This window comes from Alloscardovia sp. HMSC034E08 (assembly GCF_001813415.1).
GTDB lineage: Bacteria > Actinomycetota > Actinomycetes > Actinomycetales > Bifidobacteriaceae > Alloscardovia > Alloscardovia omnicolens.
The window spans coordinates 24,080-37,339 of record NZ_KV812461.1; the positions used below are offsets into that span (position 1 = coordinate 24,080).

Consider the following 13,260-nt stretch of genomic DNA (forward strand, 5'->3'; position numbering starts at 1 on the left):
ATACTGCTTTACTGCGCTTTGGCAGGATTGCGTTCATCGTCTGCAGCAAATTCAACGGTTTTTTTCGCGTTAAAAATCTTCTCAATATCCTGAACACTGAGCGTAGCTTGAGATTCTAATTGCTCATCATCCATAGAATACTGATCGTCTTCAGCGCTCACTTGCGGCTCAGGATGGGCAGCAGAGGTCTGCTCTATAGCAGGCTTCTCGGTTTGCTCAGCTGCGCGCACAACAGCAGCTTCCTCATTATTCCCGACATTATTCCTGCGCGCGTAATGCACAGCGTTAGTGTTGCCCACACTCGCATGCTCCTGAGACACGTCCTGCGCCTCAGCGAGAACTGAGCTGTCCCCATGCATAAAATAATCAAGAGAGGCATCATCAGCCTTATCAGCCATTTTTTTAGCAGAATCCTCAGTCTGTGTAGCTTGCGCATATGCAGCAGCGTTCTGCTCTTGTGCTAAGCCTGTATCTTCTTGACCATAGGAATGATTACTAACCTCGTTAGCCCAAGGATCTATGCTGTTGCCTGTTGACGTGCCTACTGGTGAAGCATTCTGCTCAGCAGCATGGTCAGAGTTATCTGCGTCAGCATCCTGGTTACCTCGCGCTGGCTTATCTGAACTATCTCCTGCATGTGTGCCATTGCTCATAGTGCGCATATTGGCTAATGCTGCTTGGGCAGCCATTTGTGCTACTTGAGCTTTTACCTGTGCACGCTGAGCCGGTGTTAAATTACGCAATGGCGTAACCGTTTGACCGTCAGCTGTTCGCGGCGCAGGAGCCACAACTACCGGAGCTCCATAATGCTCTGCAAGTTTTGCATTGAGAATTTTCTGCAATGTTGTTTCGCCCAGCACTGGTTCACTCGATACGGCTAGACCGAAGGCATGCTGACTTAATGGATTAGCAAAGGTCAGCATCATAAGATGACGTCCTGTGCGTTCCTGCAACTGCACCTGTGGAATGTGCTCGCTGCTTACCACAGAGCGAATCTTTTGCGGTAAGCATTGTATGAGAATATCCCACTGTTTTTGAGCTTCGTCAGGATTGAGGCTGACTGATGGCGCAGGTTTTGGCACTGGCGCTGATACTGGCGTTGGTTTCACCTGTACTTCAGGAATTTCAGTAGCCTGATTCTGCTGTACTGAAGAAGATACAATCTGTTCAGCAGGAGACTCGTGAACGCTTTGAGATTGCGGCGCAGATTGCGCTTGCTGAGTAGCTCTTGCCCTCGCACGTGGGGACAGCGCTTGTTGATTTTGCTCAGATTGAGCAAGTCGCGCTGAGCTAGACGCCGGTGCACTTGGAGCTGCAGATGCTGCTACTGTGTGCATCGGTTGTTCAGCAACCAGAAGCTGTGCAGCTAAAAGTTCCAAACGCATGCGCGGAGACATAGTTCCGCTCATAGAAGCTAAAGCAGTGTTAATGCGCTGAGCCATAAGGTCAAGCTGATGCAAGTTAAGACGCTCCACTTGGTGTTGCATATCCTGAGTAACCTGCTCAGATTGTCCAATATTTAAGGCTGATTCAGCTTCTCGTCCAGCAATAGCTAAAACAAGCAAATCGCGCACGTAGGCGAGTAAATCTTCCACAAATTTTCGTGGATCAAAACCGCCCGTTACTACTTTTTCAATAACGCCATACAGGTCTGAACCATTACGCTCAATAATCGCGTTCATGGCATCGCGAATAAGACCATCAGGCGTGAAACCAAGCAGTGCAACAGAATCAGAATAGGTAATAGTTCCATCAATGGAGCCCACCATCAGCTGATCGAGCACGGACAAGGTATCACGCATAGATCCACCGCCCGCTCGCATGGCTAGCTTGAGCACACCAGCTTCCGGTTGAATACCTTCTTTTTCACACACACTTTCCAAATATGGTCCCATCACCTCTGGTGGAACCAATCGGAATGGATAATGATGTGTACGTGAACGAATAGTACCAATAACTTTATCTGGCTCAGTTGTGGCAAAAACAAACATCACATGCTCAGGTGGTTCTTCCACAATTTTCAGCAGTGCATTAAATGCGCTTCCAGTTACCATATGAGCTTCATCCAGAATAAAAATCTTGTAACGGTCACGTGCTGGAGCGAAAGTTGCTCGTTCACGCAATTCACGTGCATCATCAACACTGCCATGGCTAGCCGCATCGATTTCCACCACATCAATAGATCCTGGACCACTCGTCGATAAGTCTTTGCAGCTCTCGCATTCACCGCATGGATGTGAGGTTGGACCGTGCACACAGTTAATACAGCGTGCCAGAATACGCGCTGATGACGTTTTACCACAACCGCGAGGTCCCGAAAAAAGGTAGGCATGTGTAAGCTTACCCTCATCTAATGCGCGAGATAATGGTCGCGTAACATGATCTTGCCCAATAACTCCATCGAAAGTATCAGGCCTGTAACGTCGATACAGTGCTAATGCCATGGCTCTAGGCTACCTATTTCTTGGGACACATTGTGCTGGACCTGCACGCGCTAGCGCACGTGGGTGAGGAAGAAACTCCACCCGCGGAATTCCTTCTACTGCAACTTGCACATCTTCACCGTCTACGGTACACGATGCAAGTTTAAAATCATCATTATTCAGTTTTGCGCTTGCCTGTGCGCATGGTGAGCCTCGTGAAGATGCTGATTCAGATAAAGTACGTATTTGCTGCTCAAAAGCAGCATCTAGTGCTATCTGCTGTGCATATGTATGTGCTTGGGACTGACAAATGAGATAACTTCCCGCACACACAATTATGCTTGCCAACACGCCCACAAGTCCCACAATAACAAGACCGAGCACAGTGCCTGAACCAGAATCTGCTTGTTTTAACCACCTCACACATCGATTTTTATTCCAGCCATTCATGACGACTTCCTTGGGCTTGACCAACAACTGTAAAAGGAAGATGAGCATGCCCCAACGCAGCTACTGGACAGGTTGTGCGAATGTCGAAAGATTCTTTTGCCCATAGCACTTTCACCTGAGTATTCACGCCTGCGCTACGTTGGGCAACGCGAATAGCTTCTCGCTGTGCTGTGCTTGTAGAGGCACCAGCTTGTTCAGACAGAATAACACTGTATGTAGCTTGTCGGGCAGCATCATGACAATCCAATTGCACCATAACAATTCGCGTCATGCTTAGCACAAGTACGGCTACTGCTACGACAGTCGGAAACACAACAGCAAATTCAGCGGTGACCGCGCCACCATCATGAGCAGTGATGACATGGGTCACCTGCTGAAAAGCTGCACGCACTGCGTAGTGCGCTTTATACCATAGAGAGCGCATTGGTAATCAACTGCGATATGAGGGAACGAATAGCATCTGATTTGAGCAGAGCAACCAGAATTCCTGCGAAACTTGTTGCACCTACAAGAACAATTGCATATTCTGCTGTAGCCATTCCATCATCGGATACACTCAGAGCACGAGTACTGCGTTGCAGGAAAGACTGCAAATGGAGGAATGAGCGAATCATCATAGTTTGTATAATGTCTTTCATAATTATCCTTTGTTTCGTTAAGTGAAGATCAAACTCTGAAGAGTTTGTAATTTCTATTGTGGAATGTGAAACTGAAAAATCAGGTATCACAATGTACATGTGAACCAATGTGAATAACCGTGTCGCAACTACTTCTTTGTCCACCCTTATCCACTCAAACCAAACCATGAAGAGAGCAGAGGAATAACCGTGAGCAGAACAAAACCAGGTAAGAAACATAAACCGAGAGGCAGCAAAATACCTACAGCTAGCTCATGCGAGGCATAACTAACGACTAAGTTTTCGTTATCACGCAATTGTTCTATTGCATTTTCAATACGCAGTGAAGGCGATACTCCTCGTTTATATGCTGGCTCTAAAACATCATGCATAATGCTGAGCACACTATATCCCGGTGTAAGATACGGCTTCCACGCATAATCCCAATCTTGTGCAGACATCAAGCCTTGCGCAATATCTTGCAGAGCCTTCCCCTGCTCATTGCTCAGCACACATCCCACTGTGCGCAAAGCCGCGGGTAAAGATGCTCCTTGCTGCAAGCAGCTTTCCAACATTTCCAGCACGAGTTCAGGGCTAAAATCATGCGCGCGGTCAATGTCAGAGCCTCTAACCAGCTGATGGATTCGGTGAATGAACAACATCATCATCTCCTTCTTCGTTGAAGCATCATAAATTGAGGCATAAGTGACGGCTGCGTAGCTTTCTCAAAACGTTTAAGCAAAGCCTTCATCCACGCTAAACCGGCGGCATATAAGGTCACAGACAGAGCGATACATCCCCAACCCAGAGGCGAAGACGTCATAAAAACAAAGCTATCTACTCCGCTTAGACTGCTCACCAAGAAGGTAAAAAGAGGTAAGGCAAGCAAAACACGAATAGTCATACGAGCAACAGCAGTGGCATCTGTTCTTCGTTGGCTGCGTTGCTCGTGACGTCGAATATCTTCATACAATATTTCTAAGCACTGAGCAGTAGAACAGCCTGCCATTTCGCTGAGCTTGCATACAGCACAGAGCTGATGTACAAAAGCATCTTCAGTCACATACTGACGAAAAGAGCTTGGATACACTGTTGTGTGTACTAGTCTGCGCATTAAATAATCATCAATCGTTACTTGGGTATGCGGTCTATGACTCAGCTGTGCGCAGGCTTCATACAGTGATGCTCCTGCTTTCAGTATTGCTATCAGGCTAACAATAAGTTCTGTAGGAGTATAACGAGGAGAAGACGCTTGCTCGACTGATTGAAGCGCATAGCAAGTTCGCCAGTATTGCGTACTCTTCATGGTAAGGTTGCTCCAATTCGAGAGAATTCGATGGTTGAATCCACATTAAGACTATCTTCATCTAGAGCGGGCACTAGGTTTTCGCACCACTGCTCAAAATCTTTACTGTTGTGCGGCTCATGTTTACCATCCCAAGAGCTGAGGCGCTCTCCATATAGTTTCCCCTCATCCGAGACGCACAGCCGTCCAATATGAGAAATATGTCGTCTTGTTTCTGTACGTTCAATATGAATAACGAGGTCGAAGGCTCCTGCAGCTAATAAAGACATAGCAGGAACAGAAATATGGGCGAGTAAACCTAAAGTACACAGTCTTGAGGGAAGCCGTTCCAAACTATCTGCATGTATGGTAGCGATTGATCCGCGATGACCGGAATTGAGGGCACGCAATAAATCAGCTATTTCTTCTCCGCGGCATTCGCCTAGCACAATCCTATCGGGTCGCATACGCACTGTTGCCCGTACTAAACTGCTTAAGCTTACTTCTCCAGCACCTTCCACATTAGCGTCTCGCACAACAAGTGATTCTCTATTCATATGCGTGCTGTGTTCTAATTCGTGAATTTCTTCGACCATAACAACACGTTCATCATCAGGAATAGCGGATAGTAAGGCTTTTACAAAAGTGGTTTTACCCGCTCCTGTTCCTCCACAGATAAGAATAGATTTTTTGCTGGCAATAATCCGATGGAAAAGAACGATCCATTCACGAGGAAACATGCCTTGCTCCCCTAGTTGCTCCAGAGTGCTCAAATTATTATGGGGTAATCTAATCGATAAAGATGCTCCTTGAGGAACGATAGGTGCTAAAACAGCGTGCACACGTACTCCATCGTGAGAAGAAGCATCAGCTATAGGGCAGGCATCATCTAAACGTTTTCCTAAGCTAGCACATAGTTGAATAGCAAAATCACGTACAGCAGATGGACTGAGCCTGCCAATGTCGAGACTGCGTTCAACCATACCGTAGCCTTTATCTACCCATACTCGCCCATCACTTGTTACGGCAATATCTGTTACCCCATTTTCGTCAGCGAAAACAGATAGCGGACCTAGAAGCATAGTTGTCATGCCACTCTCCTTCCTCGCGTATTTCTGTATGTGGTACCAGATTTATCAGGGCTATTCGTCAGGCAATATTCGCGGATGAATGCTTGTAATACTCGTTCATATTCAGGCTTTGCTTGTGGAAGAGGCCAGCCCTGAGCATCGCTACGAGTTATACGGGGATCGCTGGGAAGAGAACCATATATGCGAGCGTGAAGAAAATCTTCTACTTGTGCAACTGATATATGGCTATTTCGTTTGCGTGTTTTACTTACTAACTTATTTATTGAGCATGCGGATTCGAATAGTAGCGCAGACTCACAGTCGGAAAAATGCGGATGTATATTGTGGCGCATACATTCCAACAGCACAGAGCAGCGAGCAATACCTAAGGTTGTGCACTGCATAAGAATAATGGGAATAATGGTCAGTTGAGCTCGGGTGGATTTCCACGCAGCAATAACTTTATCGGGCACAGTGCGTCCGCAATCGCAAATAATAATATCGCTGTGCACACTGGCAGCTTCAAAAACTGCTTTTATCTCCCACCATTGAGTATCTCGATTTTCCCACGGGGAATACGGTAAAAGAGGTATGCCGTCCCATTGAATCAGTTCGTTCAGAAAACCTTCAGCATCAATAGACCCCAGTGGCGCTTGAATATTATGCCAGCGCAGACCTTCCTGTTCTTCGCATCCACCAAGCACATCAAGACCGCCACCGGAAAAATCCACATCGATAACGCATGTGCGTAAACCTTCGTGCGCGCACAGTCGAGCTAACTGCAGGGCACAAGTACTTGCACCTAAGCCCCCGCTAGCACCCACAATAGGAAGAAGGATTACCGATGAGACCGCCGTTGCGGGAGCCGCCGTTGTAGGCGGCATAGTCAGTTTGTGCTCCTCGCCCTGCGTGCGCGCTGAGGACGTTGAGAACACTGAGTGTTGTGGCGAATAATAGTGAGTCATATTTCTACTGTGGAGCATATAAACTCAGAAATCCATGTGAGAGGAATATGTGAACCAATGTGAAAACACGCCGAGTTATCCACATAAATTCAGTACTCTTCTATGAACTGCACAGAATCAAACATTTCTAGATTTTTTCACTCATAGAGTGAGCAAAAATATTCATACTTTCGCTCAACATCAGAAGTAAATTTTCAATTGTGAAGATTCCCATTTTTCTTCATAAAAAATAGCCAAAATATTTGGCAAAATAACGGTAAAGAGTGCATAATAAAAGTACCAAGAACAAAACTTAAGAGTGGGGCCCACACATGTAGCAGCCACGGAAGAGCTGAATGAGTAGGGCGGACGAACAGACTTTACCGCCAGAACAATGAAGTTGTGCAGAGATTCCACTAAGTACTTGGTAAATACCGACCCCTTCGGGGGTCGGTATTTTTATGTTTTCACCCCACACCAACTTCCGAAATTCATCAAGGGATTCATAAAGGAACGCATAAAGAAACTCATAAAGTTAAAAAGTCAGGCGACCTAATAAACTAGAGCTATGGTGCAACAATTTACTGGTCCGAGCAAGCAAATACTTCGCAATCAAATTGCTGAGCATATTGCAGAAACCGAAAAAGAAGATAAGTATTCCGCTCTTACCGCGGATTACAAACCACTGCCCGACGATCGTTTCTACGATCGCGAGCTCAGCTGGCTTAAATTTAATAAGCGCGTTTTGGAATTAGCTCAAGACGAGACACTTCCTTTACTGGAACGCACGAATTTCGAAGCTATTTTTGCTAGCAATCTCGATGAATTCTTTATGGTGCGTGTAGCAGGTCTCAAACGCCGCATTAATTCTGGTATTGCTGTGCCAAGTGCAAGTGGTTTAAGCGCTCGTCAGCAGTTGCGAGAACTGACTGAGGGCGCGCATCGTCTGCAAGACGAGCATGCACACTACTTCAAAGACACTTTGCTTCCTGCTTTAGAGAAGGAACATATAGTCATGCTCAAGTGGGCAGATCTTACTCCTTCTGAGCAAGAAAAACTTACTAAAGTCTATCGCCGCTATATTTTCCCGGTACTTACTCCTTTGGCGGTTGATCCAGCACACCCATTCCCTTATATTTCCGGTAATTCGTTGAATCTGGCTGTATTAGTAGAGAATGCAGCAAGCGGTAAAACTCATTTTGCTCGCGTGAAAATTCCAGATAATTTACCTCGTCTCTACCCAGTAGACCGCTTAACCAATGAGAATGCACCACTTGATGATCAGGCAAAGCGTCGCCATGGTTTTATTACTATGGAAAACCTTGTGCTCAGCCACATCGAAACGCTTTTCCCAGGAATGACGATTAAGGAAGCACGCGCTTTCCGTTTAACTCGTAACGAAGATATTGACGTTGAAGAAGATGATGCAGAAAACTTGCTCAATGCTATGGAGCGAGAGCTTCTGCGTCGTCGTTTTGGACCTCCTATTCGTTTGGAGCTCTCGGATGTTACGAGCCCTTATCTCAGTAAGGTACTCATTACTCAGCTGGGGGTCGATGAATCTGAAGTTTATCGTTTGCCAGCTCCGCTGGACTTAACCTGCCTGTTTGAATTACACGGCATTGACCGTCCAGATTTGAAGTATAAGTCCTTTATTCCAACAACGAATCGACAGATTGCTCAGGTAGAGACCAGTCGTGCGCAAGATATTTTTGCTGCAATCCGCGAAAACGATATTTTGCTGCACCATCCATACGACTCCTTCTCTACCTCTGTGCAGGCATTCTTAGAGCAAGCCGCGAACGATCCGAAGGTTCTTGCTATTAAGCAAACCTTGTATCGAACCTCCGGTAATTCGCCGATTATTGATGCTTTGATTGACGCTGCTCATGCTGGCAAACAGGTTTTGGCTTTGGTAGAAATTAAAGCTCGATTTGATGAAGAAGCCAATATTGCGTGGGCTCGTAAGCTTGAACGCGCGGGCGTACACGTGGTGTATGGCATTGTGGGTTTGAAGACTCATTCCAAACTGTCGATGGTGGTGCGCAGCGAGAACGATGGTTTGCGCCGTTACTGCCATATTGGAACGGGTAATTACAATCCAAAGACCGCACGTATGTATACGGATATGGGTTTGCTCACCTGCGATCCTGTAGTTGGTCAAGATTTAACACGCTTGTTTAACCAGCTGTCTGGATATGCTCCAAAATCGAGTTTCCATCGTTTGCTTGTGGCTCCTCGAACCATTCGTACTGGCCTTATTGAGCGCATTCAGCGCGAAGAACAGGCAGCCCGCGACGGTAAAGAAGCATGGATTAAGATTAAGGTTAATTCCCTTGTCGATGAAAAGTGCATTGATGCTTTGTATCGCGCTAGCCAAGCAGGAGTAAAAATCGATATTGTTGAACGCGGCATTTGCGCTCTAAAGCCTGGCGTTCCTGGTCTTAGCGACACTATTCGTGTACGCTCCATTTTGGGGCGTTTCCTAGAGCATAGTCGCATCTTTGCTTTTGCTAACTCTCAAGGTCCGCAAATTGGTGAAGGTCCTATGAGCGGTCCTGAAGTATGGATTGGCTCTGCAGACTTGATGCACCGCAATCTCGACCGTCGAGTTGAAGCATTGGTTCGCATCACAGATCCTGCACAAATTCAGGAACTGCTCGACTATATCGATACGCAAATGTCTGATGCAACAAGTTCGTGGCACATGTTGTCAGACGGTTCGTATGAGCGTCACAGCACAGATGAACAAGGCAATCCTTTGCAAGATAGCCAATCATTACTCATCGAACAACACACACGTCGTAAGCGTTCATAAACAATATGGCATCACGAAGTATTCAAGCAGCTGGCTCGGTGGTCTATCGCACTACCGAGTTCGGTCAATTGCGCGTATGCGTTATTCATCGTCCGCGCTATAACGATTGGAGTTTTCCTAAAGGGAAGCTCGACGCTGATGAATCTTTAATTCATGCTGCTGTGCGTGAAACTGCTGAGGAAACAGGTGTTCATATTGTTCTTCAAGCACCTTTGGCGCGTATATCGTATGTTCTAGGTGCTGATAATTCTGATGCCGTGGTCTCAAACAAAAAAGCTCGCACAGGCGTAAAGAAATATGTCAGTTACTGGATAGCTCGCGATATTCCTGAGCATATGCTCAACGCGCGTTCAGCGAGCTTTGGTCAGATAATCCATCGTACCGTCAACGAAACAGATGAGATACGCTGGCTCAGTATTGATGATGCCTTAAATTTACTGACGCGAGCAGACGATAAAAATATTTTACTTGATTTTTCTCGCCGCGTTTCAGCGCATCAACAGCATAGCTGCACGCTTATTATTGCTCGCCAATCAAGCGCCATATCGAAGAAAAAATGGGGCGGCTCGTCGCCATCTCGTCCGCTCTCTCCTCTGGGAGCTGCTCAAGCACATGCTCTTGTCACAGAGTTAAGTTGCTATATGCCTCACGAAATATATACAGATACTACGGTTGCATGCCAGCGCACAGCAGAGCCGTGGCATAATCTCACTCATCTTCCAGTGCGAGCTTTAAGTCACGCTGATGAATCTGCTTCTAAACATAGCCATCGCGGAAGTAATGCAACTGAACACAATCCTTTTGTATCGCAGTTGGAACAGACTATGGAAAATATCATGCAGTCATCTTTGCCTTGCGCAGCTCTTATTGTTGCCAAGCAGCATTTGAGCAGTACAGCAGATTTTTTCTCTCCTCTAGCAGCAGATCCAACAGTTTCGCGCGAACTTATACAAATCTTACGCGGTAAGAAAGCTTTAGCTCCTGGACAAGCAGTAGCTCTTACCATAGAATCAAATCCTTGCACTGTTACAAGCGTCCAGAAAGTAGAACCTATTGTCTTCTAATTCAACCGGAATTTCTCATGCAGGTACTGCTTTTGCAGCACATCGTAGCGGAGCGCAACGTTTTTCACGGCCAATGCAGCTCAATCAAGCACTCATCGACCATATGGCTGGCGGAGCCGATCCGCAGGCACTGCGTGAGCTAGCACATTCCACTGCCGAAGCTCTGCTCGACCGTGTTCGCCATACTCAAGATGAACAGATTGTGCAACGCGTTATTACCCTCGTAGATACCGAGGGCGTGGATACTATTGCAGAATTATGGGCAAACTCAGAAGCTGAATCTTTACCAGGAATTCTGTGGCGCTTGTACACCATGCGCACGTGGATGCAGCGCAATCAGAAGTCTTTAGCTGTTTTATGGACCGAAGTCGAGCTTCCACCCACCGCTGCCAGCGCTATTACCGGCGTTAATATTTCACCGGAAGCCTCGGATATAGCGCGAACTGCTGATTCTATTCTGTCTGGCGCTTTTACCGGTGATCTTTCTATCGCTTTAGAAAGATCATCTACCTTCTGTGGCGTAGTAGCGCGTGCTTTGTTTGAACGCACCTCACAGCTAGCTCCTGGAACACATCGCGCTGCGGTTATAAAGAACGCGAAACATTTAGCGGGCACAGCAAAAGAATTTGCTCAGGGCGCGAAACTGTGGAGAAGCGGCGAACTTCATTAAGTTTTCTCTGACTGCTTAACTTGTGTCGCGAGCCCTCAACACGTTACAATATAAGTCGCGTCAAGCCGTGCTTAAGCCCCGGGCTTCATTTTTTGCCGCTGCGAGCGGCCTGCGCGCCGACAGGCGCTTTCGCGGTTTGACGCTTTGCTCTACTGTTTGGTTTCGCTTGTTTTGCTTAGCTTGTTTCGCTTAGCTGAAAATACATTAAACATCATAGAATACGCAATTATCACGCGCGTTATAAGTTTCAGCTATACCTTACTTTGCTAAAACTACTTCGTTTTACTCTACTCTGCCTTAAAATGAAGAACATTGCATCCGTTCTACTTCTCGAGGGGAGAAAAACATGGCACGTATTCGTACTACTCACGTTGGATCGCTTCCACGTACCGACAGCCTGCTTGCTGCTAATGAAGCACACGCGCAGGGCGAGCTGAGCGACGAGCAATTTGCTCAGATTGTTACTGATGAAACAAATCAGGTGGTTGAAAAGCAGAAGAATATCGGCATCGATATTGTGAACGATGGTGAGTATGGTCATGCCATGACTACCAAGGTAGATTACGGCGCTTGGTGGAGCTACTCTTTCCAGCGTTTTAGCGGTTTGGAAGTTCTTGATAATCCACCTGCACATAAGCCAACTCCTGAAGGCAAGCTCGAGTTAGATGCATTTACTGACCGCCGCGACTGGGTTAAGTTTGCAGATGCTTATTCTGACCCAACCTCAGGCATTCATATTGCCGATGGGCAAAGTGTTGTGTTCCCAACCGTTACTGGCGAGATTAAGTATACAGGTCAGGAAACTGTTCAGCGCGATATTAACGCACTGAAGGCCGCTTTAGAGAAGGCAGGTAAGCCTGTTTCTGATGGTTTTATTGCCAGCGTATCCCCTGCTTCTGCAGCCCGCGTAGGTAATGCCTACTATGATAATGATGAAGAATCCGTATGGGCTTGGGCTAAGGCTTTGCGCGAAGAATACAAGGCTATTACCGATGCTGGTTTAACAGTACAGATTGATGCTCCAGATTTGACTGAGTCTTGGGATCAGTTCAAGGTTGAACCTGATTTAGATGCTTACCGTGAATTATCTCGTGTGCGCATTGAGGCTTTGAACTCCGCTTTGGAAGGCATTGACCCTGCTCTCGTGCGTTATCACGTATGCTGGGGTTCATGGCATGGTCCACACTCCACAGATTTGGAGTTCAAGAAGATTGTGGATTTGGCTTTGTCCGTTAACGCTAACGGTTTGACTTTCGAGGCAGCTAATGCACGCCATGAACACGAATGGAAGATTTGGAAGGATATTGAGCTTCCTGCTGAGAAGTACTTGATTCCTGGTGTTGTTAGCCACTCTACAAATATTGTGGAGCATCCTGAACTCGTGGCAGAACGCATTGAACGTTTTGCTTCTATCGTGGGTGCTGACCGCGTTGTTGCTTCTACCGACTGCGGTATGGGTGGACGTATTCACTCCCATATTGGTTGGGCAAAGCTGGAATCCTTGGCTCAGGGTGCGAAGATTGCTTCTGAAAACTTGGCATAGTTTCTAACGCCTCACTCCACCAATTGTCCAGGCTCAGTTGCTGTGCATATCGCGCGGTAACCGAGCCTTACATTATTGTGAGCATCTTCTCAGCAGTGTTTCACGTGGAACACGCATATACGAAATATGAAGAGTGACGCACTTGTTATGCCACTTTTAAGCGGAAAGTGACATAACAAGTGTATCTATGAATACAATCTGCAACCAAGCTCGCAAAATCAGAACGCAAAGCATCCCCCTCACCCAAAACAAAACCTATAAAACCAGCAAAGTGACTTTTGGGGTTTTCGTGGGGTTTTGGTTTAGCTTATCTGGTTATTATTGCGGTGTGTAGGAGCCCTAGGGTGGTTCGTGAAGCGTGACTTGGTAGAGCGTT

Annotated in this window: 12 protein-coding genes; 4 read left to right on the forward strand and 8 right to left on the reverse strand. The window is 46.6% G+C overall.

Annotated elements, in window-relative coordinates; genetic code table 11:
• Nucleotides 1-8: 8 nt before the first annotated feature.
• From dnaX to HMPREF2909_RS00755, 8 genes are all read right to left on the reverse strand, one after another.
• Nucleotides 9-2,444: a DNA polymerase III subunit gamma/tau gene (dnaX, locus tag HMPREF2909_RS00720; protein ID WP_071414858.1), complete on the reverse strand. Its 2,436-nt coding sequence runs from the start codon at nucleotides 2,442-2,444 to the stop codon at nucleotides 9-11.
• 9 nt (nucleotides 2,445-2,453) lie between these two features.
• On the reverse strand, nucleotides 2,454-2,846 hold the full coding sequence (locus HMPREF2909_RS00725) for an Rv3654c family TadE-like protein (RefSeq protein ID WP_160300849.1): 393 nt from the start codon (nucleotides 2,844-2,846) through the stop codon (nucleotides 2,454-2,456).
• 10 nt (nucleotides 2,847-2,856) lie between these two features.
• The gene (locus HMPREF2909_RS00730) at nucleotides 2,857-3,264 is read right to left on the reverse strand and encodes a TadE/TadG family type IV pilus assembly protein (protein WP_168165252.1); all 408 of its coding nucleotides are present in this window, start codon (nucleotides 3,262-3,264) and stop codon (nucleotides 2,857-2,859) included.
• A gap of 13 nt (nucleotides 3,265-3,277) precedes the next feature.
• Nucleotides 3,278-3,511 carry a DUF4244 domain-containing protein gene (locus tag HMPREF2909_RS00735; protein WP_084797180.1) on the reverse strand — a complete coding sequence of 78 codons (234 nt, stop codon included), beginning with the start codon at nucleotides 3,509-3,511 and terminating at the stop codon, nucleotides 3,278-3,280.
• A 146-nt stretch (nucleotides 3,512-3,657) separates the two neighbouring features.
• Complete coding sequence (locus HMPREF2909_RS00740) at nucleotides 3,658-4,158, reverse strand: type II secretion system F family protein (RefSeq protein WP_148130761.1); 501 nt, start codon at nucleotides 4,156-4,158, stop codon at nucleotides 3,658-3,660.
• Nucleotides 4,155-4,796 (reverse strand): type II secretion system F family protein, encoded by a 642-nt coding sequence (locus HMPREF2909_RS00745; RefSeq protein WP_071414860.1) that lies wholly within the window; start codon nucleotides 4,794-4,796, stop codon nucleotides 4,155-4,157. The genes HMPREF2909_RS00740 and HMPREF2909_RS00745 overlap by 4 nt, the downstream gene beginning before the upstream one ends.
• Entirely contained in the window at nucleotides 4,793-5,857 is a 1,065-nt protein-coding gene (locus HMPREF2909_RS00750) for a TadA family conjugal transfer-associated ATPase (RefSeq protein WP_084797181.1), read from the reverse strand. Before HMPREF2909_RS00750 ends, HMPREF2909_RS00745 begins: the two co-directional genes overlap by 4 nt.
• A gap of 5 nt (nucleotides 5,858-5,862) precedes the next feature.
• A complete protein-coding gene (locus HMPREF2909_RS00755; protein ID WP_148130762.1) occupies nucleotides 5,863-6,810 on the reverse strand; it encodes a CpaE-like family protein in 948 nt (315 codons plus the stop codon).
• Between the two features lie 547 nt (nucleotides 6,811-7,357).
• Between HMPREF2909_RS00755 and HMPREF2909_RS00760 the strand changes: the two genes are divergently transcribed.
• The 4 genes from HMPREF2909_RS00760 (at nucleotide 7,358) to HMPREF2909_RS00775 (ending at nucleotide 12,884) form a co-directional block, all read left to right on the forward strand.
• Nucleotides 7,358-9,607, forward strand: coding sequence for an RNA degradosome polyphosphate kinase (locus HMPREF2909_RS00760; RefSeq protein WP_071414862.1), 2,250 nt, complete (start codon nucleotides 7,358-7,360; stop codon nucleotides 9,605-9,607).
• 5 nt (nucleotides 9,608-9,612) lie between these two features.
• Nucleotides 9,613-10,671, forward strand: a complete 1,059-nt coding sequence (locus HMPREF2909_RS00765) for an NUDIX hydrolase (protein ID WP_071414863.1) — start codon at nucleotides 9,613-9,615, stop codon at nucleotides 10,669-10,671.
• Nucleotides 10,661-11,341, forward strand: a complete 681-nt coding sequence (locus HMPREF2909_RS00770) for a thymidine phosphorylase (protein WP_071414864.1) — start codon at nucleotides 10,661-10,663, stop codon at nucleotides 11,339-11,341. Before HMPREF2909_RS00765 ends, HMPREF2909_RS00770 begins: the two co-directional genes overlap by 11 nt.
• 346 nt (nucleotides 11,342-11,687) lie before the next feature.
• Nucleotides 11,688-12,884, forward strand: a complete 1,197-nt coding sequence (locus HMPREF2909_RS00775) for a cobalamin-independent methionine synthase II family protein (protein WP_071414865.1) — start codon at nucleotides 11,688-11,690, stop codon at nucleotides 12,882-12,884.
• The last annotated feature ends 376 nt before the right edge of the window (nucleotides 12,885-13,260 follow it).

Bases quoted from the DNA above. Each gene is read 5' to 3' on its own strand.
- dnaX (WP_071414858.1), bottom strand. From the start codon at position 2,444: ATGGCATTAGCACTGTATCGACGTTACAGGCCTGATACTTTCGATGGA.
- HMPREF2909_RS00735 (WP_084797180.1), bottom strand. From the start codon at position 3,511: ATGAAAGACATTATACAAACTATGATGATTCGCTCATTCCTCCATTTG.
- HMPREF2909_RS00740 (WP_148130761.1), bottom strand. From the start codon at position 4,158: ATGATGATGTTGTTCATTCACCGAATCCATCAGCTGGTTAGAGGCTCT.
- HMPREF2909_RS00745 (WP_071414860.1), bottom strand. From the start codon at position 4,796: ATGAAGAGTACGCAATACTGGCGAACTTGCTATGCGCTTCAATCAGTC.
- HMPREF2909_RS00750 (WP_084797181.1), bottom strand. From the start codon at position 5,857: ATGCTTCTAGGTCCGCTATCTGTTTTCGCTGACGAAAATGGGGTAACA.
- HMPREF2909_RS00755 (WP_148130762.1), bottom strand. From the start codon at position 6,810: ATGACTCACTATTATTCGCCACAACACTCAGTGTTCTCAACGTCCTCA.
- HMPREF2909_RS00760 (WP_071414862.1), top strand. From the start codon at position 7,358: ATGGTGCAACAATTTACTGGTCCGAGCAAGCAAATACTTCGCAATCAA.
- HMPREF2909_RS00765 (WP_071414863.1), top strand. From the start codon at position 9,613: ATGGCATCACGAAGTATTCAAGCAGCTGGCTCGGTGGTCTATCGCACT.
- HMPREF2909_RS00775 (WP_071414865.1), top strand. From the start codon at position 11,688: ATGGCACGTATTCGTACTACTCACGTTGGATCGCTTCCACGTACCGAC.